Consider the following 24,841-nt stretch of genomic DNA (forward strand, 5'->3'; position numbering starts at 1 on the left):
CGTGAGACGTAAACTTTTGCTGCTGCTGGAAACCGGACTGGTTCTGGCAGGGCTGCTGTTGGGCGCCAGCGCCTGGAAAATTCATTCGGCACTGGAACAGCCCCTGAACATCCCGCAGGAGCAACTGCTGGATGTGCCGAAAGGCTCCACTCCGACCCGTACCTTCCTTGAACTCGAAACCGATGGCGTCATCAAGGACGCGTTCTGGCTGCGCGTCTACTGGCGCTTCAACCTCGCCGGCACGCCGATTCACAGCGGCGAATACCGCATGCAGCCGGGCATGACCGTCAACGGTCTGATCGATTCGTGGAAGCGCGGCGACGTGGTTCAGTACAGCCTGACCCTGGTCGAAGGCTGGACTTTCCATCAAGTGCGCGCCGCCCTGGCCAAGGACGACAAGCTCGAGCAGACCCTCAACGGTCTGAGCGACGGCGATGTCATGGCGAAGATTGGCCACAAGGGCTTGTTCCCGGAAGGCCGGTTCTTCCCGGACACCTATCGTTTCGTGCGCGGCATGTCCGATGCCGAGCTGCTGAAGAAGGCCTTTGACCGTCTCGACGAAGTGCTTGCCAAAGAGTGGGCGCAGCGTTCCGCCGATGTGCCTTACACCGAACCTTATCAAGCGCTGATCATGGCCTCGCTGGTCGAGAAAGAGACCGGCGTACCGCAGGAGCGCGGCCAGATCGCCGGCGTCTTTGTGCGGCGCATGGCGCTGGGCATGCAGTTGCAGACCGATCCGACGGTGATTTATGGCCTCGGTGATCGCTACACCGGCAAACTGACCCGCGCCCATCTGAAAGAGCCGACGCCTTACAACACTTACGTGATTCCCGGCTTGCCGCCGACGCCGATTGCCATGGTCGGGCGTGAAGCGATTCATGCTGCGCTCAACCCGGTGGAAGGCAGCAGCCTGTATTTCGTCGCCCGTGGCGATGGCAGCCACGTGTTCTCCGATGATCTGGATGCGCACAACAACGCCGTGCGCGAGTACCAGCTCAAACGCCGTGCCGATTACCGCTCCAGCCCGGCGCCAGTGAACGCGCCGCAAACAGCGCCGGCCACCGATGAAGCGATTCCGGCGGCCTCGCCGAACACCGCGCCCGAGGTCCTGCCGCAGGTGTCGCCGCAAGAACCTGCGCCAGCCCCGGAACCCGACGCCGCTGCACCGCAGAACGCGCAATGACTTTGATGAAGGACTGCCTGTGACTGGCTTGTTTATTACCCTGGAAGGCCCGGAAGGCGCGGGCAAGAGCACCAACCGCGAATACCTCGCCGAGCGGCTGCGCGCCGCCGGTATCGAAGTGGTGCTCACCCGTGAGCCGGGTGGCACGCCACTGGCCGAGCGGATTCGCGAGGTGTTGCTGACCCCGGCCGACGAAGTGATGCACCCGGACGCCGAGCTGTTGCTGGTATTCGCTGCACGCGCGCAGCATCTGGCAGAGGTGATTCGCCCGGCGCTGACCCGTGGCGCGGTGGTGCTGTGTGATCGCTTCACCGACTCGACGTACGCCTATCAGGGTGGCGGTCGTGGTTTGTCGCTGGAACGCATCGCCACCCTGGAAACGTTCGTGCAGGGCGACTTGCGGCCCGACCTGACGCTGATTTTCGACCTGCCCGTGGAAATCGGTCTGGCCCGCGCCAGTGCCCGTGGTCGACTGGACCGTTTCGAACTCGAAGGCCGGGCGTTTTTCGAAAGCGTGCGCAATGCGTTCCTGAAACGCGCCGAAGCCGACCCTTCGCGCTATGTGCGCATCGATGCCGGTCAGCCGTTGGCCAAAGTGCAGCAATCGCTGGACACCCTGCTGCCGAACCTGCTGGAGCTGGCCCGTGGCTGAGGCCTATCCATGGCAGGCCAGCCTCTGGCAGCAACTGGCCGGACGCAGTCAGCATGCCCACGCGTATCTGCTGCACGGTCCGGCCGGGATCGGTAAACGTGCGCTCGCCGAACGCTTGATGGCCAGCCTGCTGTGTCAGCGCCCGACGCCTGAGGCCTGTGGCGAGTGCAAGTCCTGCCTGCTGCTCAAGGCCGGCAGTCATCCGGACAATTACATCCTCGAACCGGAAGAGGCGGACAAGGCGATCAAGGTCGATCAGGTCCGTGATCTGGTCAGTTTCGTCGTGCAGACCGCGCAGCTCGGCGGGCGCAAAGTGGTGTTGATCGAGCCGGTCGAGTCGATGAACATCAACGCTGCCAACGCCTTGCTCAAAAGCCTTGAAGAACCGTCCGGTGATACTGTGCTGCTGTTGGTCAGCCACCAGCCGAGCCGTTTGTTGCCAACGATCAAGAGTCGTTGCGTGCAGCAGGCCTGCCCGTTGCCGGGCGAGGCGATGAGCCTGCAATGGCTGGCTCAGGCGCTGCCGGATTGCGCTGAAGAAGAACGCGTCGAACTGCTGACGCTCGCCGCCGGCTCGCCGTTGATGGCGGTCAGCCTGCAATCCCAGGGCGTGCGTGAACAGCGCGCGCTAGTGGTCGAAGGCGTGAAGAAGCTGCTCAAGGGGCAGCAATCGCCAACGCAGCTTGCGGAAGAGTGGAAAAGCATTCCGATGCTGCGTCTGTTCGACTGGTTCTGCGACTGGTCCAGCCTGATACTGCGCTATCAGTTGACCCAGGACGAAGCCGGCCTTGGCCTGGCCGATATGCGCAAGGTCGTGCAGTACCTGGCGCAGAAAAGCGCGCAGGGTAAAGTGCTGGAGATCCAGGACTGGATTCTTGCCCAGCGGCAGAAGGTGCTGAGCAAGGCCAACCTCAATCCGGCCCTGTTGCTGGAAGCGTTGTTGGTGCAATGGGTGGGATTGCCTGGTCAAAGATAAGAATGTGTACCTAGACTCTGAAGATCAGCAGTGGAGGTGAACATGATTGAACCTGTCAGCCCGGGGCCGCGTAACGGCATCTTGTCCCTGACCATCAAGGACAAGTCGGTGCTCTATGCCGCGTACATGCCGTTCATCAAGAACGGTGGTCTGTTCATCCCGACCAATAAAAGCTACCGGTTGGGCGACGAGGTGTTCATGCTTTTGCACCTGATGGATGAAGCGGAAAAAATTCCGGTCGCCGGCAAAGTCGCCTGGATCACTCCCAAAGGCGCACAAGGCAATCGCGCCGCCGGCGTCGGCGTGCAATTCAACGACGGTGACGACACCGCGCGCAGTCGCATCGAAACTCATCTGGCCGGAGCGCTGAAATCCGACCGTCCCACTCATACGATGTAAGTTGCAGTCCTTTTTATGCTCGTAGATTCCCATTGTCACCTTGATCGTCTCGACCTCGCCGCCCATGACGGCTCGCTGGATGCCGCACTCGCTACGGCCCGCGAGCGCGGAGTCGGACACTTTCTGTGCATCGGCGTCAGTGCCGACAACGCCGCCGACGTCAAAGCCCTCGCCGAGCGTTATGCCGACGTCGATTGCTCGGTCGGCGTGCATCCGCTGGATGTGCAACCGGGCGCGGCACCAGCGCTCGACTGGTTGTTGCACGAGCTCAATCACCCGAAAGTGGTGGCGATCGGCGAGACCGGCCTCGACTATCACTACGAGCCGGAAGCCGCCGAGTTGCAGCAGGAATCGTTTCGCCTGCACTTGGAAGCGGCGCAGCAGACCGGCAAGCCGGTGATCATCCACACTCGCGGCGCGCGTGCCGACACCCTCGAACTGCTGCGCGAAGCGGCGTTGCCCCAGGCCGGCGTGTTGCATTGCTTCACCGAAGACTGGGACATGGCCAAAGCGGCGCTGGACATGGGCTATTACATTTCCCTGTCAGGCATCGTTACGTTCCGCAACGCCGACGCCCTGCGCGATGTGGCGAGCAAGGTGCCGGCCGATCGCCTGCTGGTGGAAACCGATTCGCCGTACCTGGCGCCGATCCCGTATCGCGGCAAGCCGAACCTGCCGCAATACGTGCGCGAAGTCGCGGAGTTTCTGGCGATGCTGCGTGGTGAGAACTACGAGCGCTTTGCCGAGCAGACCACGGAAAACTTCAAGCGCCTGTTCCCGCTGGCGAGTGTTAAATCTGCCCTGTGACGGCTGACTGAATCGCAGGCAAAAAAAACCCGGGTTCTGGGGGGTGAATCCGGGTTAAGACCATTAGGAGTAAAACAAAGGCACGCGGTCCGTTGGTACCTTTACCGGCGCGACACTTGGGGGAGATGTCGGCCGACAGTTCAAGTATTGATCAGTCTGGCGTTCAGTCCAGTGAGCCGGTCGGGGTTTTTAAACAAATTTGGAATACGTTTGCTTCAGTTGAGTTCTCATTGCAGTCCATTCGTTCTCAAAATGAACAAGAAACACAGATTTGGTCGATGAACCGTGCTTTTTTGCGCAAGTTAGGCATAATACGCGGCTTCGAATTTTGACCCTTCAGACCTTTTTCTTATGCATAAAGAACCTCGTAAGGTCCGTGAATTTCGTCGCCGTGAGCAGGAAATTCTCGATACCGCGCTCAAGCTGTTCCTCGACCAGGGTGAAGACAGTGTCACCGTCGAGATGATTGCTGATGCCGTGGGTATCGGCAAAGGCACGATCTACAAGCATTTCAAATCCAAGGCCGAGATCTACTTGCGCCTGATGCTCGACTACGAGCGCGATCTGAACGAGCTGCTGCATTCGGCCGATGTCGACAAGGACAAGGAAGCGCTGTCCCGCGCCTACTTCGAATTCCGCATGCGCGACCCGCAGCGCTATCGCCTGTTCGACCGCCTCGAAGAGAAAGTGGTCAAGGGCAATCAGGTGCCGGAGATGGTCGAGGAGCTGCACAAGATCCGTGCCTCGAACTTCGAACGCCTGACCCTGCTGATCAAGGGCCGCATCAGCGAAGGCAAGCTCGAAGACGTGCCGCCGTACTTCCACTACTGCGCATCCTGGGCGCTGGTGCATGGCGCGGTGGCGCTGTACCACTCGCCGTTCTGGAGCAATGTGCTGGAAGATCAGGAAGGCTTCTTCCAGTTCCTGATGGACATCGGCGTGCGCATGGGCAACAAGCGCAAGCGCGACCCGGAAACGCCGAGCACATAAGTCATTCAGCGCGATGATTGCGCCGTGTTTTCGCAACATGGCGCAATAGCGCAGGAATATACTCAGGCATAGGGCTTGCTAAAACCTGATTTGTCAGTCAAGTTTTGCGCGCTCGATTATCTTTCGCCGGAGTGTTTCATGATCGTTGACCGTCAAGGCAGGCGTTTTCGCAATCTGCGCATCAGCCTGACCTCTGCCTGCAATTACGCCTGTACCTACTGCGTGCCCAACGGCAAGCGGCTGGTGGCTGCGCAGGACGAACTGTCGGCCGAGGCCATGGCGCGCGGTGTCGAATATCTGATCGAAGCGGCCGGCATCGAGCGCCTGCGCATCACCGGCGGCGAGCCACTGGTTAGCCCCAAGCTCGAAGCGTTCATGAACGCCGTCGGCCAGATGGGCCTGGACGACATCAGCCTGACCACCAACGGGCAACTACTGGCAAAAAAACTCCCGCTGCTGGTGGACGCCGGTCTGCGTCGGATCAACGTCTCCCTCGATACCCTTGATGCTGCGGCCTTCCGCGGCATCGCCCGTGGCGGCGATCTGGCCAGTGTGCTCGATGGCATGGATCAGGCTGCCGCCGCCGGGATGAAGATCAAGGTCAACATGGTGCCGTTGCGCGGACAGAACCTCGATCAGGTCATGCCGCTGCTCGATTACTGCCTGGAGCGCGGCTTCGAGCTGCGCTTCATCGAGCTGATGCGCATGGGCCATCTGGCCAGGGATTCCAATGCCTTTCTGCAGCAGTTCGTCAGCCTTGAGCAGTTGCTCGGCCTGATCGGCGAGCGTTATGAATACGCTCAGACCGACGCGCCGGTGGACGCCACGGCCGTACGCTACGCGATTCCCGGTCGCGGCAACTTCGGGGTGATCGCCAACGAAAGCGTGCCGTTCTGCCGCACCTGTTCGCGCTTGCGCCTGTCGTCGACCGGTTGGCTGCATGGCTGCCTGTCGTCGAGCAACCGCCACTATGTCGGTGATCTGCTCGACAAGCCGCGGCATCAGGCATTACCGGCGCTGCAGCGTTTGCTGGTCAAGGCGTTGGGGGACAAGCAGGAGCTGGCGTTCTCTGGCGGCGCTACGGTCATGAAAATTATTGGCGGCTGATCGACCGCTTTCGCGAGCAGGCTCGCTCCCACCATTGAAAATGCATTTCAATTGTGGGAGCGAGCTTGCTCGCGAAGGCGATCTATCAAACGACGAAAATCCCGAGCTGGCGCAAAAGCTGCATCCAACGGCCATTCGCCGGTTTTCCGACACCGGCTTCTGGAGGAATAGGATGCGTAGCCTGGTTTTGCTGCTGGCCGTTTTGGCGCTTGGCGGCTGCATGAATGTCAGCGATATGGCCGAAGGCACGCGCTATCACATGAGCGATGCGGGACTTCTGGACCACAGCGACAGCCGCCGGGTGAACAATGTCCGCATTCAGCCGGACTCGTTCATCTTCATCGCCCAGGGCGCGTTTGCACCGCCCGGTGGTTCCTATCCACGGCCGAACGTGGTCGCCGAAGAAGCCTTCAAGGGCTTTGTCGAATACTTCCCGATGGTCCGCCGCGCCCGAGCCCCGGAAGGCCTCGATCAGGCCATGGGCGAAGCCCGCGATGCCGGCGCGCATTACCTGCTCTACACACGTTTCGCCAAGGCTGATGACCGCATCGGCAACTCCGACGAGTGGCTGGATCAGGAAGCCGTGGATCGCCTCGGTATCGACGGCGGCGTGATTCAGATCATGTTGATCGAGACCAGCACCCAGTATTTGATTGATACTGCACGGATCAAGAGTCGTGGCGGTTTACTGACGTTCCATGACTCCAAACCCGAAGACCTCATCGGTCCGCCACTGGCGCAATACGCACGCAGCCTGCTGGGGATCGGCGACCAGTAATCAAGGAGTACGCCATGAGTGACCCGCAAACAGCCAATGACCTGCTGGGGCAGATCCCCAAGACCAAAGGCCTGCCACCGGTGCATTTGTGGAACCCGGATTTCTGCGGCGACATCGATATGCGCATCGCCCGCGACGGCACCTGGTATTACCTGGGCACGCCGATCGGGCGCAAGCCGATGGTCAAATTGTTCTCCACCATCATCCGCCGCGACGGCGATGATTATTTTCTGATCACCCCGGTCGAGAAGGTTGGGATCAAGGTCGATGACGCGCCGTTCGTAGCGGTTGCCGTGGAAGTGGAAGGCGAGGGCGAGACGCAGCTTTTGCGCTTCACTACCAATGTCGAGGAAACCACCGAGGCGGGACCCGAGCATCCGATTCGCGTCGAGATTGATCCTGAGACCCGGGAGCCTGCGCCTTATGTGCATGTGCGCAGCAATCTCGAAGCGCTGATTCACCGCAATGTGTTCTATCAGTTGGTGGAACTGGCGGTGAGCCGCGAGATTGATGGCCAGCGCTGGCTCGGCGTGTGGAGTGGCGGCGAGTTCTTCCGCATCGGTCTCGAACCCTGACACAAAAACAAAATGTGGGAGCGAGCCTGCTCGCGAACGCGGTGTATCAGTCGCCAGCAATGTTGACTGACACGACGCTTTCGCGAGCAGGCTCGCTCCCACAATGGTTTGTGCAAACTGAAAAAAATCCCGGTTGACTGTTATTCATATGATGATTAGCGTAGGCACCCATCGCGATTCGCCTTGAGGTGTTCATGTCCAGCAGCTTTCATGCGTCGACCGTTGACTGGCTGGGCAGCTGGATTGCCGCTGGCCAGGTCAAACCGGGGCAGACCATCAAGGTCGAAGCGGATCTGGGCGAGCAGCTTGGTGTCAGCCGTACGGTGATTCGCGAAGCGATCAAAACCCTCGTCGCCAAAGGCATGCTTGAAGTCGGGCCGAAAGTCGGCACGCGGGTCTTGCCGGTACGGCGCTGGAATCTGTTCGATCCGCAAGTGGTTGGCTGGCTGTCGCGCAACGGCTTGCCGGAAAATTTCGTCGATGACTTGCTGGATTTGCGCCGCACCATCGAGCCGATGGCGGTGCGCTGGGCCTGTGAGCGGGCGACACCGGAGCAGATCGAAGCGGTGCAACTGGCCTTCAACGCACTGGAACGTGCGGTCGATAGTGGCATCGATTACAACCGCGCCGACCAGGCTTTCCACGAATGCATTCTTGCCGCCAGCCATAATCAGTTCATCGAACAAATGGTCCCGGCCCTCGGCGCGTTGCTCGCGGTGTCGTTCGAAGTCTCCGCCGCCGACCCCGATGAACTGCGCCGCACGTTACCGATCCACAGAGACATGGCCGATGCCATCGCCGCGCGCGATTCGACCCGTGGCGTTTGGGCGTGCATGACCTTGATCGACAATGCCGATCTGGCGATAAAACGCTTTTACCCGAAAGTCATGGCCAGTAAAAAAGCTAGCTGAATACACCGAGATATCCTGTGGGAGCGAGCTTGCTCGCGAATGCGTCAGGTCAGATGAATCATCATTGACTGACACTCCGCCTTCGCGAGCAAGCTCGCTCCCACAGTAAAACAACAAAGAAGGACTTGATATGCCGTTCACCGCCCTGACCCAACACCGCGCGCAACTCGGCGAAGGCCCGTTCTGGGATGCGCCGACCCAGGCGTTGTACTGGGTCGATATCGCCGGTAAACAAGCGCTACGGCTGATCGGCCAGAACGTGCAGATCTGGCAGATGCCCGAGCACATCTCGGCATTCATTCCCTGTGCCAGCGGCGATGCGCTGGTCACCCTGAGCAGCGGTGTCTATCGACTGGATCTCGATTCTCCGGGGCTTGAGCCACGCTTGACCCTGTTCTGCGTTGCCGACCCGCAACCCGGCAATCGACCCAACGAAGCCCGTTGCGATGCCTTGGGCCGGTTGTGGCTGGGCACTATGCAGAACAACATCGGCGAGCACGGCGATGACCTGCCGATCGTGCGGCGTTCCGGTGGCCTGTTCCGTATCGATGCCGATCAACGCGTAACGCCACTGCTGCTCGGTCTGGGCATTCCCAACACCCTGCTGTGGAGCGACGACGGCACAACGCTGCTGTTCGGCGAAAGTCTCGACAGCACACTCAATCGATATTTCATCCGCACCGACGGCAGTCTCGATGCGCCGCAGGTGTTTTACTCATCCGATCAGCACGGCGGCCCCGACGGCTCAGCCATGGATGCCGAAGGCTATGTGTGGAACGCGCGTTGGGACGGCAGCTGCCTGTTGCGCCTGACGCCGGACGGGCAGGTGGATCGCAAGATCGATCTGCCAGTCAGTCGCCCGACCAGTTGCGTATTCGGTGGTGAAGACCTGAAAACCCTATACATCACCAGCGCAAAAAGTCCGCTCAACCATCCACTGGATGGCGCAGTGCTGACCATGCGCGTCGATGTTGCAGGAAAACTCTGTACGCGTTTCGCAGGGTAAATCCCAAAATATGGGATGCAAAATTATATATTGAGATTATTTGGCGGTCGGGTTTATAGTCGGCTCCAGCAGTAACACGCACTCACACTTAAAAAGAACAAAACAGGTGAAGTGATGCAGCGAATTCTTGTCGCCCGCTTAGGCGGGATCCGCCTTTCGCCACGGCTCGATGCCGTTGGCGACGCTTGCCTGTTTCTTTTCCCAAGCGGTGAAAACCGGACATCGACCGATGCCCGGTTTTTTTGCGCCTGCGCGCGGGAGGCCTGAGTCATGCCTCAAGCGCTGACATTGCCTGCCGTGCCGCCACCGCCAAAAGGCGAGCGTCTGAAAAACAAGGTCGTGCTGCTGACCGGTGCCGCTCAGGGCATCGGCGAAGCGATTGTTGCCGCCTTCGCCTCGCAGCAGGCCAGATTGCTGATCAGCGATATCCAGGCCGACAAGGTCGAGCAGGTCGCCGCGCACTGGCGCGGTCAGGGCCATGACGTGCAAGCACTGAAGGTCGACGTGTCGAATCAGCAAGATCTGCACGCTCTGGCCAGACGCGCCGTGGAATTGCATGGCCGCATCGATGTGCTGGTCAACTGCGCCGGGGTCAATGTGTTCCGCGATCCGCTGCAGATGACCGAAGAAGACTGGCGCCGCTGCTTCGCTATCGATCTGGATGGCGCCTGGTATGGCTGCAAGGCCGTGCTGCCGCAAATGATCGAGCAGGGCGTGGGCAGCATTATCAACATCGCCTCGACCCATTCCAGCCACATCATTCCCGGCTGCTTTCCGTACCCGGTGGCCAAGCACGGCTTGCTCGGCCTGACCCGCGCGCTCGGCATCGAATACGCGGCCAAAGGCATTCGCGTCAACGCCATCGCGCCGGGCTACATCGAAACGCAGCTGAACGTCGACTACTGGAACGGCTTTGCCGATCCGCACGCCGAACGGCAGCGCGCCTTCGACCTGCACCCGCCCAAACGCATCGGCCAGCCGCTCGAAGTGGCGATGACTGCAGTGTTTCTGGCCAGCGATGAAGCGCCGTTTATCAACGCGTCGTGCATCACCATCGATGGTGGTCGCTCGGTGATGTACCACGACTGAATTGAACGGATTTCCAGCGCTGAACTACGCTTGAAATCCAATCATCATACGATATGACTATTTTCAAACAGCTTCACTGAGAACACGCTTCAACGCTTTTCAAACCTTGCTCAAAAAAAATAACAAGGAGTCATCTGATGAAACGTCGTTTCGGGATTCGTACCCTGTGCAGCACTGCCCTGGCGGTCACTGCGTTCAGCCTGAGCAGTGCGCTGCTCGCCGCCGACGCGGTGAAGATCGGTTTTCTGGTCAAGCAGGCCGAAGAACCGTGGTTCCAGACCGAATGGGCTTTTGCCGAAAAAGCCGCCAAGGACAAAGGCTTTGAACTGATCAAGATCGCGGTGCCGGATGGCGAGAAGACCCTCTCGGCGATCGACAGCCTGGCCGCCAACGGTGCCAAGGGCTTTGTGATCTGCCCGCCTGACGTGTCCCTCGGCCCCGCCATCATGGCCAAAGCCAAGATCAACGACTTGAAAGTGATTGCCGTCGACGATCGTTTTGTCGATGCCAACGGCAAGTTCATGGAAGACGTGCCGTACCTGGGCATGGCCGCGTTTGAAGTGGGCCAGAAGCAGGGCGCCGCCATGGCCGCCGAAGCGAAAAAGCGTAACTGGGACTGGAAAGACACCTACGCGGTGGTCAACACCTACAACGAACTCGATACCGGCAAGAAGCGCACCGACGGTTCGGTCGATGCCCTGAAAAAGGCTGGCATGCCGGCGGATCACATCCTCTTCGCCGCGCTGAAAACCCTCGACGTACCGGGCAGCATGGACGCCACCAACTCGGCGCTGGTGAAACTGCCGAGTGCGGCGAAGAACCTGATCATCGGCGGCATGAACGACAACACCGTGCTCGGCGGCGTGCGCGCCACCGAAGCGGCCGGTTTTGCCGCGAGCAACGTGATCGGCATCGGCATCAACGGCACCGACGCCATCGGCGAATTGAAAAAGCCTAACAGCGGCTTCTTCGGGTCGATGCTGCCAAGCCCGCACATCGAAGGCTACAAGACCGCCGAGATGATGTACGAGTGGATCACTGCCGGCAAAGAACCGCCGAAATACACCGCCATGGATGACGTCACCCTGATCACCCGCGAAAACTTCAAGCAAGAGCTGGAAAAAATCGGCTTGTGGAACTGAGGCAGCGACGGCCCGGGCAGCCGGGCCGTTTTTCGGTGTAAAGAGGTGGCTTTATGCACGCGCAAGTACAGACACAAGAACAACACGGCGCCAGCGGCAGCCTGCGCTTCAACGGGATCGGCAAGACCTTTCCCGGCGTGAAAGCGCTGGATGGCATCAGCTTCGTCGCTCACCCAGGCCAGGTTCATGCCCTGATGGGCGAGAACGGTGCGGGCAAGTCGACGCTGCTGAAGATCCTCGGTGGCGCCTATATTCCGAGCAGCGGCGAGCTGCAGATCGGCGAGCAGGCGATGGCCTTCAAATCGACTGCCGACAGCATCGGCAGCGGCGTCGCGGTGATTCACCAGGAACTGCATCTGGTTCCGGAAATGACCGTTGCCGAGAACCTGTTTCTCGGACATCTGCCGGCCAGTTTCGGTTTGATCAATCGCACTGAGCTGCGCCAGAAAGCCTTGAATTGCCTGAAAGGCCTCGCCGACGAAATCGATCCGCAAACCAAGGTCGGCCGCTTGTCGCTGGGCCAGCGGCAATTGGTGGAAATCGCCAAGGCGCTGTCGCGCGGTGCCCACGTGATCGCTTTCGACGAACCGACCAGCAGCCTCTCGGCACGCGAAATCGATCGTTTGATGGCGATCATCGGGCGCCTGCGCGACGAAGGCAAAGTGGTGCTTTACGTTTCCCATCGCATGGAAGAAGTGTTCCGCATTTGCGACGCCGTGACGGTGTTCAAGGACGGCCGCTACGTGCGCACGTTTGAAGACATGAGCCAGCTGACCCACGATCAACTGGTGACGTGCATGGTCGGTCGCGACATTCAGGACATCTACGATTACCGCCATCGCCCGCGTGGCGCCGTGGCGTTGAAAGTCGACGGTCTGCTTGGCCCGGGCCTGCGCGAGCCGATCAGCTTCGAAGCGCACAAGGGCGAAATCCTTGGCTTGTTCGGGCTGGTCGGGGCAGGGCGCACCGAGCTGTTTCGCCTGCTCAGCGGCCTGGAGCGCAACACTGCTGGCCGCCTTGAACTGCGCGGCCATGAGCTGAAACTGCGTTCGCCCCGTGATGCAATTGCCGCCGGCATTCTGCTCTGTCCGGAAGACCGCAAGAAGGAAGGCATCATCCCGCTGGCCAGCGTTGCCGAGAACATCAACATCAGCGCCCGCGGTGCGCATTCCGGGCTCGGCTGCCTGATCCGTGGCTTGTGGGAAAAGGGCAACGCCGACAAGCAGATCAAAGCCCTGAAAGTGAAAACCCCGCACGCCGGCCAGCAGATCAAGTTCCTTTCCGGCGGCAACCAGCAGAAGGCCATTCTCGGCCGCTGGCTGTCGATGCCGATGAAGGTTTTGCTGCTCGACGAACCGACCCGTGGCATCGACATCGGCGCCAAGGCCGAGATCTACCAGATCATCCATAACCTCGCCGCCGACGGTATTTCGGTGATCGTGGTGTCCAGCGATCTGATGGAAGTGATGGGCATTTCCGACCGCATCCTGGTGCTGTGCGAAGGCGCCCTGCGTGGCGAAGTCAGCCGCGATCAGGCCAATGAATCCAACCTGCTGCAACTGGCTTTGCCACGCCACCGCGCTGACGGCGTGGCGAACTGAGAGGTGACTATGATGACTACCCAAAACGAAACCCTGCCGACCGAGCGCAAACCGCTGGACATGCGGCGCTTCCTCGATGACTGGGTCATGCTGCTGGCGGCGATCGGCATCTTCGTCGCTTGCACGCTGCTGATCGACAACTTCCTCTCGCCGCTGAACATGCGCGGTCTGGGCCTGGCCATTTCCACCACCGGCATCGCTGCGTGCACCATGCTTTACTGCCTGGCGTCGGGGCACTTCGACCTCTCGGTGGGCTCGGTAATTGCCTGCGCCGGCGTGGTCGCGGCGGTCGTGATGCGCGACACCAACAGCGTGTTTCTCGGGGTCAGCGCGGCGCTGGTGATGGGCCTGATCGTCGGGCTGATCAACGGCATCGTGATTGCCAAGTTGCGCGTCAACGCGTTGATCACGACCCTGGCGACCATGCAGATCGTTCGCGGTCTGGCCTATATCTTCGCCAACGGCAAAGCGGTCGGCGTTTCGCAGGAATCGTTCTTCGTCTTCGGCAATGGCCAGCTGTTCGGCGTGCCGGTGCCGATCCTGATCACCATCGTCTGCTTCCTGTTCTTCGGCTGGCTGCTGAACTACACCACTTATGGGCGCAACACCATGGCCATCGGTGGCAACCAGGAAGCGGCGCTGCTGGCGGGCGTCAACGTCGACCGCACCAAGATCATCATCTTCGCGGTGCACGGTGTGATCGGCGCGCTGGCCGGTGTGATTCTGGCGTCGCGGATGACCTCCGGGCAGCCGATGATTGGCCAGGGTTTTGAACTGACGGTGATCTCGGCTTGCGTACTGGGCGGGGTTTCCCTTAGCGGCGGTATCGGCATGATCCGCCATGTGATTGCCGGGGTGTTGATTCTGGCGATCATCGAGAACGCGATGAACCTGAAGAACATCGATACGTTTTATCAGTATGTGATTCGGGGTTCGATTCTGTTGCTGGCTGTAGTGATTGACCGCCTGAAACAACGCTAACGTCAAGAGCTACCCTCACCCCAGCCCTCTCCCGGAGGGAGAGGGGGCCGACCGAGGTGTCTTGCGTAATCCGTCGACCTGAAAGCTCTGGTCGATTATGGATTCGGCGAAGCACTTTCAGGTCGGCATACCTCTTGAGCATCCCTTTCCCTTTCCCTTTCCCTCCGGGAGAGGGGGAGGGGGTCGACCGAGGTGTCTTGCGTAATCCGTCGACCTGAAAGCTCTCGTCGATTATGGATTCGGCGAAGCACTTTCAGGTCGGCGTACCTCTCGAGCATCCCCCATTCAGTCCCCTCTCCCTCCGGGAGAGGGCTAGGGTGAGGGTGCTTTTGACTTTCAACCTTCTGTCTCTTCCCCTAGATTTTCCTTGCTCGCCCGCACCCGTTTCGGTTATCAATTTGTACATGATTAGACAGGTACGATTCGACAAGAAACAAAGGGTGGTCGACGAGCTCGTCCGACGCATCGAAAGCGGCCTCATGGAGGACGGCTTTCTGTTGCCCGGCGAACATCAGTTGGCTCAAGAATTCCAGGTCAGCCGTGGCACCTTGCGTGAGGCGCTGGCCGAACTGAAGCGGCGCAAGTACATCGCCACGCAGAGCGGGGTCGGCTCCATCGTCACCTTTGACGGGGTTGCGCTGGATCAGCGCAGCGGCTGGGCACAGGCGCTGGCCGACAGCGGGGCGCTGATCAATACCGAAGTGTTGCGCCTCGAAGCCGTGACTCGCCCGGATCTGCTGGTGCGTTTCGGCACCGATCAATTCATCACCCTCGACCGTCGCCGGCGCGCCACCGACGGTACGCTGGTGTCTCTGGAGCGTGCATTGATGCCGGCCAACGGCGGCCTGGAAAGCCTGCCCCGCGTCGGTCTGATCGACAATTCCCTGACCATCACCCTGGCCGCCTACGGCTACATCGGCGAGCGCGGCGATCAGTGGATCGGCGCCGAGCCGCTGAATGCCGAAGACGCCGAGTTGCTCGGTCGCCCCGCCGGCACGGTGTTCCTCAAGGCCCTGCGCACCACCTACGACCGACAGAATCGTTTCATGGAACAGGTCGAAAGCCTGCTCGACCCGGTGCACTTTCGTCTGCACCTGCAATTCGGAGAATCGAAATGACCGCGCTCAACCGTGCGCTTGGCGCTTTCTACGGTCTGGCCCTGGGCGATGCGCTGGGCATGCCGACGCAGTCGCTTGATCGCGAAACGATCAAAGCGCGTTTTGACGAGATCACCGATCTGCAGGACGCAGGTCCCTTGCAACCGATCGCTGCAAACATGCCCAAGGGCTCAATCACCGACGATACCGAACAGGCGATTCTGGTCGGCGAGTTGCTGGTCGAAGGCCAAGGCCAAATCGAACCCGCCGTGCTTGCCCAGCGCTTGATCGAATGGGAAGCCGAGATGCAGGCCAAAGGCTCACAGGACTTGCTCGGCCCGTCGACCAAACGCGCCATCGAAATGATCCTCGCCGGCCATTCCCCGGAGGAAGCCGGGCGATACGGCACTACCAACGGCGCGGCGATGCGCATCACCCCGGTGGGGATCGCCGCGAACGTGGCCGATCCGCAGCGCTTCATTGCGGCGGTGGTGCAAGCCTGTCAGGTGACCCACAACACCACATTGGGAATTTCCAGTGCGGCTGCGGTGGCGGCGGTGGTCTCGGCCGGGATCAACGGCGTCGATCTCGGCGAAGCGCTGAACCTCGGTCAGCAGATCGCCCAGCAAGCCGAAGCCCACGGGCATTGGGTCGCTGGCGGGCGCATCGCCTCGCGGATCAGTTGGGCGCGCAGCATCAGCGTCGACAGCGACAAGGCGTTGCTCGCCGATCTGCTCTACGACGTGATCGGTACCTCGGTAGCCTCGCAGGAGTCGGTGGTGGTTTCATTCGCCCTGGCCCAGCAAGTGGCCATTGGCGAGATGACTGCATTCGAAGCGCTGTGCATGGCTGCCAGCCTGGGCGGCGACACGGATACCATCGCGGCGATTCTCGGCGCCATGCTCGGGGCCTGTCTGGGGCTTGAGTGCTGGCCGGTACAGATGATCGAGACGGTGAAAGCTGTTAATCAGCTGGAGCTCGAGCCGTTGGTGCAGGGGCTGTTGGCCCTGCGCTGATTGGGCTGCCGCCTTCGCGAGCAAGCTCGCTCCCACAGGGTATGTGAACGCCACAAATCCAATGTGGGAGCGAGCTTGCTCGCGAAGGCCGCACCGCATAGTCGAATACTTAACCCGCAATGGATCGCACAGACAGGCCTCGGAAGGCCGGTTGTCTTGTCGTTTTGCATCATTGCCACAACCACAAAAAAGGCAAACAGGAGCATCTTCATGAGTTCATCAACCGCCGGGCAAAGCGTCGGGCAACTGGAAACCCGCGGCATCGAGCCGGTGCCGGAAGCCGAGTGCAACGGTCATCCGCTGCAACTGTTCTGGGTCTGGTTTGCTGCCAATATTTCCATTCTCGGCTTGCCGCTGGGTGCCACGCTGGTAGCGTTTCGCGGACTGGCGATCTGGCAGGCGATCATTGTCGCCATCCTCGGTGCCGCCGGTTCGTTTGCGGTGGTCGGTATCATTTCGATTGCCGGACGTCGTGGCCGCGCGCCGAGCCTGACGCTGTCGCGGGCGATCTTCGGCGTACGCGGCAACATCGGCCCGACACTGGTTTCGCTGATGTCGCGTCTGGGTTGGGAAACCGTCAACACCACCACTGCGGCGTTCGTGCTGCTGTCACTGTGTTCGATTCTGTTCGGCTCGCCGGTCGAGGCGAAAAGTGCGCCGGTACTGACGCTGATCTTTATCGCTATCTTCGTCCTGCTGACGTTGGCGGTGTCCGGCCTCGGCCACGCGACGTTGTTGGTGATCCAGAAGTGGGCGACCTACGTGTTCGGTGCGCTGAACATTCTCGTCGGTGGTTTTCTCTGCGCAACCATCGACTGGAGTGCGGTGTTCAACGCCACGCCGGCGCCGCTGAGCGCGATGATCATCGGTATCGGCACCATGGCTGCCGGCACCGGCATCGGCTGGGCCAACGCCGGCGCCGACATGTCGCGCTATCAGCACCGCACCGTCAAGGCTGTGCGCCTGGTGGCGTCGGCAGCATTCGGCGCGGGCATTCCGCTGGTGCTGCTGATCACCCTTGGCGGCTTGCTCTCGGTGGGCAACAATGACTTGGCTTCGGCGACTGACCCGATCGTCGCGATCCGCGACATGCTGCCGACCTGGATGGCCGTGCCGTACCTGATCACCGCATTCGGTGGCCTGCTTCTGTCGAACAACCTGTCGGTGTACTCCGCCGGCCTGACCACGCTGACCCTGGGCCTCAAGGTCAAACGCGTCTATGCGGTGGTGGTGGATATCGTCGCGATCTTCGCCGGCTCGATCTACTTCATGCTGATCGCCGAGAGTTTCTACGGTCCGTTCATCACCTTCATTTCCCTGCTGGCGGTGCCGATCACAGCGTGGGTGGGGATCTTCGTCGTTGATCTGATTCACCGTCACTACTACAGCCCCAAAGACCTGCTCGACGTCAGCCCGAGCAGCGCCTACTGGTATCGCGGCGGCATCGAGTGGCGTGCGTTCGGCGCCTGGGCGATTGCTATTGTGCTCGGCTTCAGCTTCACCACCATCGGCACCACGGCGGAAAACGTCTGGTTCAAGGGCTTTCTGTCCGACTCCTGGCTGGGCCACAACGGCCTCGGCTGGATCGTGACCTTCGTCGTCGCCGGTGGCCTTTACCTGATACTCGGCGGCGCGAAAGATCGCCGCGCCGCGCAACCCGAGAATGCTCATGCCTAAGATGTTGCACACCGGCCAGGTGATCATCGACCTGGTCATGGCCGTGGATAAACTGCCGCAGATTGGCGGCGATGTGCTGGCGCAGTCGGCGGAATTCGAAGCCGGTGGCGGCTTCAACGTGATGGCCGCTGCGGTGCGCAACGGCTTGCCAGTGGTCTATCTCGGTCGCCACGGCAGCGGGCGTTTCGGCGATCTGGCACGGCAGGCGATGCAGGCGGAAGGGATCTGCATCGGCATCCGCGAACCGGCCGAGCGCGACACCGGGTTGTGCGTAGCGCTGACCGATGCCTCGGCCGAACGCAGTTTCATTTCCTACATCGGCGCCGAAGGCGAGGTGACCGCGGAGGATCTCAACAGTGTGCCTGCCGAGGCCGGCGATTACGTTTATCTGAGTGGTTACAGCCTGCTGCACGAGGGCAAGGCGCAGGCGTTGCTCGACTGGACGCTCGCGCTGCCGGGATCGGTCAATGTGGTGTTCGATCCGGGACCGCTGGTGGAATCGCCTGAGGCGCCGATGATGCAAATGTTACTGCCGCGCATCGATGTGTGGACCAGCAACAGTGTCGAAGCGCTGCGCTTTACCGGCGCAGATAAGATCGGCGTGGCAATGGATCGTCTCGCGAAATTTTTGCCTGAAGATGTGCTGATGGTGGTGCGCGACGGGCCGCAGGGTTGCTGGATTCAACAGCGTGGCGAGCGTCGACAAGTGCCGGGGTTTGCTGTGAAAGCAGTGGACAGTAATGGTGCTGGCGATGCGCATGCCGGGGTGTTTGTTGCCGGGCTGGCGCAGGGGCTGGATGCGCTGGAAGCGGCGCGGCGGGCCAATTCCGCGGCAGCGCTGGCGGTGACACGCTGGGGGCCGGCGACATCGCCGGGGGCGGCTGAGGTTGATGAGTTTATCGGTCAGTCCTGCGGCGACTGACCTGAGGCCTTCGCGAGCAAGCTCGCTCCCACAATGGATCTGTGTCGTACACAAATCTTCTGTAGGAGCTGCCGAAGGCTGCGATCTTTTGATCTTGAAAAGCAAAAGATCGCAGCCTGCGGCAGCTCCTGCAGTGGGCGTCGTTCTAGCCCGCTTTGCGCAACGCCTCGATCAATTCCTGCTTGCGCATCGACGAGCGCCCCGGAATGTTCTTCGCCCGGGCTTCCTTCATCAGGCTATCGACCGTCTGCGTATCCTTTGAGGTCTCGCTGTTGCGCGAGTGGCCCTTGCGACTGGCCACCGCACGGCGCGATGACTCTTTGCGATCTTGCGACTTGGAACTCGCAGGCTTCTTGCGCCCCGAGCCACCGGACTTCTCGCCGCCACCGGACTGTTTGTTCACTGTCGCCCAGGCGCGCGCCTCGGCTTCATCCTTCGACACGCCCTTTTTCTCGTAGCTGTCTTCGATGTGCTCGGCCTTGCGCTTCTGTTCTGTGGTGTATTTGTCTTTGCTTCCACGAGGCATGGGATTTCTCCTTGCGTCAGGATGTGGTGCGTTGCGCCGAAGGCTGCGAATCTCTCGAGACGAATCACACGTTCGAAGTCGGAAATCCGCAGCCCCAATCAGCGTCAGCTATCGAGTTTCTTCGCCGCTTCAACCCCGGCTGAACTGAGCTTGATCGGCAGGTTCAGCGAATGTTCGCCCGCTTCGCTCAGGGTCACATGACCATGGTGAATCAGCCCGCGATCCTGCAGGGCGGCGAGGGCGCTGGCCACGACTTTCTCGCCCCGGTAATTGTCCAGCACCTCCTTGCCCAGACCATTGGGATGCGCGTGGAGCAGGCGGGTGAGGACTTCTTTTTCCAGGTCTTTGTCGACGTTCATGGTTACCTCTTCATGGGAGTGAATAGGGCGCTCGCGTCGGCGAACTACTGACCGGCACCTTCGGAACCGGAGCCACCGGTGGTGGTTTTCGAGCCGACACCCGGGCCGGCATTGTCAGGCGTGGCGGCAGGGGAGTCTGGCGTGTTCATGCCGCCCTGACGTCCAGGATCGCTGCCCTGGGTGCGCGGGTCGGTGCCGGTAGCTGGCGGCTGATTGATCAGCGGCACGCCGGAGCCATCGGTGTTCACACCGGGGGCACTGTTGATGGCGGGCGCACGTGGCGGGGTCGGATCGGTAGGGCCAGTGCCTGCTGCCGTAGAGGCGGCGAACACCGCGGGGCAGAGCAGGGCGCTGAAGACTAAAGCGGTCAACCTTGACGAGATCATAGGGCTTCTCCAGTGATTGGAATCCATACACTTGGTTGGTCAGCCCTTGTGTCGGATTGGTGCCTGATGATCGACGAACGGTCTTCACTGATGTTGCGTGTGCGCCGTTCAGACGATGCCGATCTCTTCCTTGAACTGCTCCATGAAAGCCTTCAGTCGCTGATGACGAATCTGTGCCAGACGCTGGCCGGTCGCGGTCTGAAAGCCGTCGGCCAAATGCAGCAGTTTGGTCTGGAAATGATCGAGGCAAAAACGCGTGTCGTCGTACTCGCGTTCACGCGCTTCGGGATCCTGCGGATCGTACAGCGCCGAGCCCATGCGCCCGGCAACGTAGAATGTTCGGGCAACGCCGAGCATGCCCAGCGAGTCGAGGCGATCGGCATCCTGGACGATTTTCGCTTCGAGGGTCAACGGGGTGATGTTGGCGGAAAAACTGTGGGCTTCGATGGCGTGGGCAACGTTGCTGATTTTCTCGTCGGGCCAATTCATTTCCTTCAGCACGGATGAAGCTTTGTCCGCCGCCAGACGTGAAGCCTGCGAGCGCAGTGGCGAGTTTTTCTCGACCGCTACGCAATCGTGCAGCAGCACGGCGGCGAGCAACACTTCGAGATCGCCGCCTTCGGTTTCATGCACGGTGCGTGCGTTGTGCCAGACCCGTTGCAGGTGAGCGAGGTCGTGGGCGCCGTCGTTCGAGGGTTCAAGTGCGTGCCGAATCAGCGCTGATGCCAGTGTTTCCATCGGCGCAAAACAGTTAACGGTCATAAGCATCCTTTCAGAATGTGCGGTATCAATTGTGGGAGCGAGCTTGCTCGCGAAGACATTATGTCAGTTGACTCGAGGCTGACTGGAAGGACGCTTTCGCGAGCAGGCTCGCTCCCACAGGGGCAGCAGTGTTCACCAAATTGGGCAGGTCAGGATGTTTTGCCATGTGACGAGCGCCGCTGAGCGACTTAGTATGGCGCTTTAATTTGCAGACAAGGCCCGTCCATGACGATCGAAATCCGCGCGGCGACTCCCAGCGATGCGCCGCAAATCCTCGCCTTTATCACCGAACTGGCAGATTTCGAGAAGGCCCGTCACGAAGTCATCGCCAGCGTCGCCGACATCGAACGCAGCCTGTTCGGTGAAGGCGCTACCGCCCATGGCCTGATCTGTCTGCGCGACGGCTTGCCCATCGGCTTCGCGGTGTTCTTCTTCAGTTACTCAACCTGGCTGGGCAGCAATTGCCTGTACCTCGAAGACCTCTACATCACCCCCGAACAACGCGGCGGCGGCGCCGGCAAGACCCTGCTGCGCCACTTGGCGAAAATCGCCTGCGCCAACGACTGCGGCCGCTTCGAATGGAGTGTGCTGGAATGGAACACCCCGGCCATCGAATTCTACAAATCCCTCGGCGCGCAACCGCAGGAGGAATGGGTGCGGTATCGCATGGATGGCAAGGTGTTGCGCGAGTTCGCTGCAGGTAACTGACGCCTGAAAGATCGCAGCCGTCGGCAGCTCCTGTTCGCCTCTGTAGGAGCTGCCGAAGGCTGCGATCTTTTTTTGCTTTATCCCAAAATATGGGATTGATATTTATATATTGAGATTTTTGCCCGCCCGGGTTTATAGTCCGTCGCACTCACTGCCAAAAACAAAACAGGTGAAGCGATGCAGGCGCAATTGATCGCGCTCGATTGGGGGACAACCTCATTACGTGCTTACAAACTCGCGGCGGACGGTGTGGTGCTGGAGCAGCGTGCGCTGTCGTCCGGGATCATGCAGTTGCCCAAGACCCCGCGAATCATCCACGGTCATGAATGCGCCGATGGTTTTGAACTGGCCTTCGACGAGGCCTGCGGTGACTGGCTCGACGCTCAGCCGGATTTGCCGGTGATCGCTTGCGGTATGGTCGGCAGTGCCCAGGGCTGGCGCGAAGCGGCTTACTGCGAGACGCCGGCCGACGTCGCCCATCTCGGAAATTCCCTACAGACCGTTATCAGTCTTCGCGGCACGCCAGTGCATATCGTCCCGGGCGTGATCCAGCGTTCGCGCCTGCCGAATGTGATGCGTGGCGAAGAAACCCAGGTCCTCGGCGTGCTGCAAAGTCTGCCGGCCGAGGCGGGTAACGATCTGCTGATCGGCCTGCCCGGCAGCCACTCGAAATGGGTGGAAGTCGTCGATGGCCGCATCACGCATTTCGACACCTTCATGACTGGCGAAGTCTTCGCCGTACTCAGCGAACACAGCATTCTTGGCCGTACCCAACAGCCGAGCGCGACCTTCGATGCGCAGGCGTTCGATCGCGGCGTGCAAATCGCGCTGTCGGCGGATGCTGAGCTCGGTGTGCTGTCGACCCTGTTCAGCGCCCGTACTCTCGGCCTGACCGGCGAACTGAGCCCGAGCGCGCAGGCGGATTATCTGTCCGGTCTGATGATCGGCCATGAGCTGGCCGCGCTCGCCAGCGTGCAGCGGCGCCGGCGCAACCAAGCGAATCTTCCAGCGATCGTGCTCATCGGCAATGCGCAATTGTGCACGCGCTATCAACGCGCGCTCGATGCCTGCGGCTTTGCTCGGGTGACGCTGGCCGAGCAGGCGACCGAACGTGGCCTGTGGCAACTGGCGCGCGCCGCCGGACTGATCGATTCCTCATCCTGTTAACCCTGACTGGAGGCCTGACATGCTCAAGCAAGCACTGGCACAAAACGGTCTGATCGCGATTCTGCGTGGCCTGCAACCGCAGGAAGCGGCGGCTGTCGGAGAAGTCCTTTATTCCGCCGGATTTCGCGTCATCGAAGTACCGCTCAATTCCCCATCGCCGTACGAAAGTATCCGCATCCTGCGTGATGCGCTGCCCGCCGATTGCCTGATCGGTGCCGGCACGGTGCTCACCCCCGAGCAGGTCGAGCAGGTCAAAGCTGCAGGCGGGCAAGTGATCGTTATGCCCCACAGCGATGCCAAGGTGTTGCGCGCGGCGAAAGCGGCGGGGCTGTACCTGTCGCCGGGCGTGGCGACGCCGACCGAAGCCTTCGCCGCGCTGGCCGAGGGTGCGGACATTCTCAAGCTGTTCCCGGCCGAGCAGATGGGGCCGGCAGTCGTCAAAGCCTGGCTCGCGGTGTTGCCGGCCGGCACGGTGCTGGCGCCGGTCGGCGGCATTACCCCGGACAACATGCAGGCCTTTATCGACGCCGGCGTGAAAGGCTTCGGCCTCGGTTCCGGCCTGTTCAAACCGGGCATGACGCCGGAACAGGTGGCCGAGAATGCCAAGGCCTATGTGGCCGCATGGAAAGCCCTGCGTTAAAGACTTTTTGGCGCTGTGTGCGCTGCATCTAATAAAAGCTGCATTTACAAAAGAGAGCAGAGATGAAAATCACCAAACTCACGACCTTCATCGTTCCGCCGCGCTGGTGCTTCCTCAAGGTCGAAACCGACGAGGGCGTGACCGGTTGGGGCGAGCCTGTGGTCGAAGGGCGCGCGCACACGGTCGCCGCTGCGGTGGAAGAATTGTCCGACTACCTGATCGGCAAAGACCCACGCAATATCGAAGACATCTGGACCGTGCTCTATCGCGGCGGCTTCTACCGCGGCGGCGCGATCCACATGAGTGCGCTGGCCGGTATCGATCAGGCCCTGTGGGACATCAAGGGCAAGGCCCTCGGCGTCTCGGTCAGCGACCTGCTCGGTGGCCAGGTGCGCGACAAGATCCGTGTCTACTCGTGGATCGGCGGCGACCGCCCGGCCGACACCGCGCGTGCGGCGAAAGAAGCAGTGAGCCGTGGTTTCACTGCGGTGAAAATGAACGGCACCGAAGAACTGCAGTTCCTCGATACCTTCGAGAAAGTCGACCTCGCCCTGGCCAACGTTGCCGCCGTGCGTGATGCGGTCGGGCCGAACGTCGGTATCGGCGTCGACTTCCACGGCCGCGTGCACAAGCCGATGGCCAAGGTGCTGATGAAAGAGCTCGACCCGTACAAACTGATGTTCATCGAAGAACCGGTGCTCAGCGAAAACTACGAAGCATTGAAAGAACTGGCGCCGCTGACCAGCACACCGATTGCCCTGGGCGAACGGTTGTTCTCACGCTGGGACTTTAAACGGGTGTTGAGCGAAGGCTACGTCGACATCATCCAGCCGGACGCGTCCCACGCCGGCGGCATCACCGAAACCCGCAAGATCGCCAACATGGCCGAAGCCTACGACGTCGCGCTGGCGCTGCATTGCCCGCTGGGGCCGATTGCGCTGGCGGCGTGTTTGCAACTCGACGCGGCTTGTTACAACGCGTTTATCCAGGAGCAGAGCCTGGGCATCCATTACAACGAGAGCAACGACTTGCTCGACTATGTGAAGGATCCGCGCGTGTTCGACTACGACCAGGGCTTCGTCAAGATCCCGAACGGCCCGGGGCTGGGTATCGAGATCAACGAGGAATACGTGATCGAACGCGCCGCCGTCGGCCATCGCTGGCGCAACCCGATCTGGCGCCACGCCGATGGCAGCTTTGCCGAGTGGTGATCTCCTGATTCAGCACTGATCCCTGTGGGAGCGAGCCTGCTCGCGAATGCAATGTCACATCCGCCGTCGATGTGGACTGACCCGGCGCTTTCGCGAGCAGGCTCGCTCCCACAGTTTTTGATCTCCAGGGAGAGGAGATCTGCGTCATGACCTCAACAAACATAAAAAGAGGC

At 60.8% G+C, this 24,841-nt stretch carries 27 protein-coding genes; 23 read left to right on the forward strand and 4 right to left on the reverse strand.

The genetic code is table 11. The features are described 5' to 3' along the window. Window position 1 precedes the first annotated feature (1 nt). From mltG to AC0Z4S_RS24040, 19 genes are all read left to right on the forward strand, one after another. Complete coding sequence (mltG, locus tag AC0Z4S_RS23950) at window positions 2–1,183, forward strand: endolytic transglycosylase MltG (RefSeq protein ID WP_485624826.1); 1,182 nt, start codon at window positions 2–4, stop codon at window positions 1,181–1,183. 19 nt (window positions 1,184–1,202) lie between these two features. Beyond that, entirely contained in the window at window positions 1,203–1,835 is a 633-nt protein-coding gene (gene tmk, locus AC0Z4S_RS23955; RefSeq protein WP_253504342.1) for a dTMP kinase, read from the forward strand. Continuing rightward, window positions 1,828–2,811 (forward strand): DNA polymerase III subunit delta', encoded by a 984-nt coding sequence (locus tag AC0Z4S_RS23960; protein ID WP_485624827.1) that lies wholly within the window; start codon window positions 1,828–1,830, stop codon window positions 2,809–2,811. The genes tmk and AC0Z4S_RS23960 overlap by 8 nt, the downstream gene beginning before the upstream one ends. A 42-nt stretch (window positions 2,812–2,853) precedes the next feature. Then, window positions 2,854–3,210, forward strand: coding sequence for a PilZ domain-containing protein (locus AC0Z4S_RS23965; RefSeq protein ID WP_016770983.1), 357 nt, complete (start codon window positions 2,854–2,856; stop codon window positions 3,208–3,210). A 15-nt stretch (window positions 3,211–3,225) separates the two neighbouring features. Beyond that, window positions 3,226–4,017 (forward strand): TatD family hydrolase, encoded by a 792-nt coding sequence (locus AC0Z4S_RS23970; RefSeq protein WP_485624828.1) that lies wholly within the window; start codon window positions 3,226–3,228, stop codon window positions 4,015–4,017. A gap of 351 nt (window positions 4,018–4,368) precedes the next feature. Next, window positions 4,369–5,007 carry a TetR/AcrR family transcriptional regulator gene (locus tag AC0Z4S_RS23975; RefSeq protein ID WP_016770981.1) on the forward strand — a complete coding sequence of 213 codons (639 nt, stop codon included), beginning with the start codon at window positions 4,369–4,371 and terminating at the stop codon, window positions 5,005–5,007. Window positions 5,008–5,145: 138 nt separating this feature from the next. After that, entirely contained in the window at window positions 5,146–6,114 is a 969-nt protein-coding gene (locus AC0Z4S_RS23980; RefSeq protein ID WP_485624829.1) for a GTP 3',8-cyclase MoaA, read from the forward strand. A 172-nt stretch (window positions 6,115–6,286) separates the two neighbouring features. Next, window positions 6,287–6,892, forward strand: a complete 606-nt coding sequence (locus AC0Z4S_RS23985) for a DUF4823 domain-containing protein (RefSeq protein WP_253504334.1) — start codon at window positions 6,287–6,289, stop codon at window positions 6,890–6,892. A gap of 14 nt (window positions 6,893–6,906) precedes the next feature. Continuing rightward, window positions 6,907–7,467 carry a DUF1285 domain-containing protein gene (locus AC0Z4S_RS23990; protein ID WP_485624830.1) on the forward strand — a complete coding sequence of 187 codons (561 nt, stop codon included), beginning with the start codon at window positions 6,907–6,909 and terminating at the stop codon, window positions 7,465–7,467. Window positions 7,468–7,661: 194 nt separating this feature from the next. Next, on the forward strand, window positions 7,662–8,378 hold the full coding sequence (locus AC0Z4S_RS23995; RefSeq protein ID WP_485624831.1) for a FadR/GntR family transcriptional regulator: 717 nt from the start codon (window positions 7,662–7,664) through the stop codon (window positions 8,376–8,378). Between the two features lie 130 nt (window positions 8,379–8,508). After that, a complete protein-coding gene (locus tag AC0Z4S_RS24000) occupies window positions 8,509–9,384 on the forward strand; it encodes an SMP-30/gluconolactonase/LRE family protein (RefSeq protein ID WP_485624832.1) in 876 nt (291 codons plus the stop codon). A 270-nt stretch (window positions 9,385–9,654) separates the two neighbouring features. Further along, window positions 9,655–10,473 (forward strand): SDR family oxidoreductase, encoded by an 819-nt coding sequence (locus AC0Z4S_RS24005; RefSeq protein ID WP_485624833.1) that lies wholly within the window; start codon window positions 9,655–9,657, stop codon window positions 10,471–10,473. A gap of 137 nt (window positions 10,474–10,610) precedes the next feature. Continuing rightward, complete coding sequence (locus AC0Z4S_RS24010; protein ID WP_253504326.1) at window positions 10,611–11,615, forward strand: substrate-binding domain-containing protein; 1,005 nt, start codon at window positions 10,611–10,613, stop codon at window positions 11,613–11,615. 53 nt (window positions 11,616–11,668) lie between these two features. Further along, window positions 11,669–13,216, forward strand: a complete 1,548-nt coding sequence (gene araG / locus AC0Z4S_RS24015; protein ID WP_485624834.1) for an L-arabinose ABC transporter ATP-binding protein AraG — start codon at window positions 11,669–11,671, stop codon at window positions 13,214–13,216. 12 nt (window positions 13,217–13,228) lie between these two features. After that, a complete protein-coding gene (gene araH, locus AC0Z4S_RS24020; protein ID WP_042610738.1) occupies window positions 13,229–14,197 on the forward strand; it encodes an L-arabinose ABC transporter permease AraH in 969 nt (322 codons plus the stop codon). Window positions 14,198–14,601: 404 nt separating this feature from the next. Beyond that, a complete protein-coding gene (locus tag AC0Z4S_RS24025) occupies window positions 14,602–15,315 on the forward strand; it encodes a GntR family transcriptional regulator (RefSeq protein ID WP_253504322.1) in 714 nt (237 codons plus the stop codon). Further along, window positions 15,312–16,310 (forward strand): ADP-ribosylglycohydrolase family protein, encoded by a 999-nt coding sequence (locus AC0Z4S_RS24030; RefSeq protein WP_485624835.1) that lies wholly within the window; start codon window positions 15,312–15,314, stop codon window positions 16,308–16,310. Before AC0Z4S_RS24025 ends, AC0Z4S_RS24030 begins: the two co-directional genes overlap by 4 nt. A 210-nt stretch (window positions 16,311–16,520) precedes the next feature. Next, a complete protein-coding gene (locus tag AC0Z4S_RS24035; RefSeq protein WP_485624836.1) occupies window positions 16,521–17,987 on the forward strand; it encodes a purine-cytosine permease family protein in 1,467 nt (488 codons plus the stop codon). Beyond that, window positions 17,980–18,909 carry a PfkB family carbohydrate kinase gene (locus AC0Z4S_RS24040; protein ID WP_485624837.1) on the forward strand — a complete coding sequence of 310 codons (930 nt, stop codon included), beginning with the start codon at window positions 17,980–17,982 and terminating at the stop codon, window positions 18,907–18,909. Before AC0Z4S_RS24035 ends, AC0Z4S_RS24040 begins: the two co-directional genes overlap by 8 nt. A gap of 145 nt (window positions 18,910–19,054) precedes the next feature. Here AC0Z4S_RS24040 and AC0Z4S_RS24045 read toward each other — a convergent pair whose 3' ends face one another. From AC0Z4S_RS24045 to AC0Z4S_RS24060, 4 genes are all read right to left on the reverse strand, one after another. Continuing rightward, window positions 19,055–19,435 carry a Rho termination factor N-terminal domain-containing protein gene (locus AC0Z4S_RS24045; RefSeq protein WP_485624838.1) on the reverse strand — a complete coding sequence of 127 codons (381 nt, stop codon included), beginning with the start codon at window positions 19,433–19,435 and terminating at the stop codon, window positions 19,055–19,057. Between the two features lie 104 nt (window positions 19,436–19,539). Then, entirely contained in the window at window positions 19,540–19,794 is a 255-nt protein-coding gene (locus AC0Z4S_RS24050) for a hypothetical protein (protein WP_253504312.1), read from the reverse strand. A 44-nt stretch (window positions 19,795–19,838) separates the two neighbouring features. Continuing rightward, complete coding sequence (locus AC0Z4S_RS24055; RefSeq protein ID WP_485624839.1) at window positions 19,839–20,180, reverse strand: hypothetical protein; 342 nt, start codon at window positions 20,178–20,180, stop codon at window positions 19,839–19,841. A 108-nt stretch (window positions 20,181–20,288) separates the two neighbouring features. Continuing rightward, on the reverse strand, window positions 20,289–20,942 hold the full coding sequence (locus tag AC0Z4S_RS24060) for an HD domain-containing protein (protein ID WP_485624840.1): 654 nt from the start codon (window positions 20,940–20,942) through the stop codon (window positions 20,289–20,291). Window positions 20,943–21,167: 225 nt separating this feature from the next. On the opposite strand from AC0Z4S_RS24060, the gene AC0Z4S_RS24065 reads away from it, so the two are divergent. The 4 genes from AC0Z4S_RS24065 to dgoD all read left to right on the forward strand — a co-directional run bounded on the left by AC0Z4S_RS24065 (window position 21,168) and on the right by dgoD (window position 24,668). After that, complete coding sequence (locus tag AC0Z4S_RS24065; protein ID WP_485624841.1) at window positions 21,168–21,650, forward strand: GNAT family N-acetyltransferase; 483 nt, start codon at window positions 21,168–21,170, stop codon at window positions 21,648–21,650. A 177-nt stretch (window positions 21,651–21,827) separates the two neighbouring features. Further along, window positions 21,828–22,817 carry a 2-dehydro-3-deoxygalactonokinase gene (locus AC0Z4S_RS24070; protein WP_485624842.1) on the forward strand — a complete coding sequence of 330 codons (990 nt, stop codon included), beginning with the start codon at window positions 21,828–21,830 and terminating at the stop codon, window positions 22,815–22,817. 19 nt (window positions 22,818–22,836) lie between these two features. After that, window positions 22,837–23,457: a 2-dehydro-3-deoxy-6-phosphogalactonate aldolase gene (locus AC0Z4S_RS24075; RefSeq protein ID WP_485624843.1), complete on the forward strand. Its 621-nt coding sequence runs from the start codon at window positions 22,837–22,839 to the stop codon at window positions 23,455–23,457. A gap of 62 nt (window positions 23,458–23,519) precedes the next feature. Next, window positions 23,520–24,668 carry a galactonate dehydratase gene (gene dgoD / locus AC0Z4S_RS24080; protein WP_016770960.1) on the forward strand — a complete coding sequence of 383 codons (1,149 nt, stop codon included), beginning with the start codon at window positions 23,520–23,522 and terminating at the stop codon, window positions 24,666–24,668. The last annotated feature ends 173 nt before the right edge of the window (window positions 24,669–24,841 follow it).

Source organism: Pseudomonas sp. 1L-B-1-E-C1 (assembly GCF_057291835.1).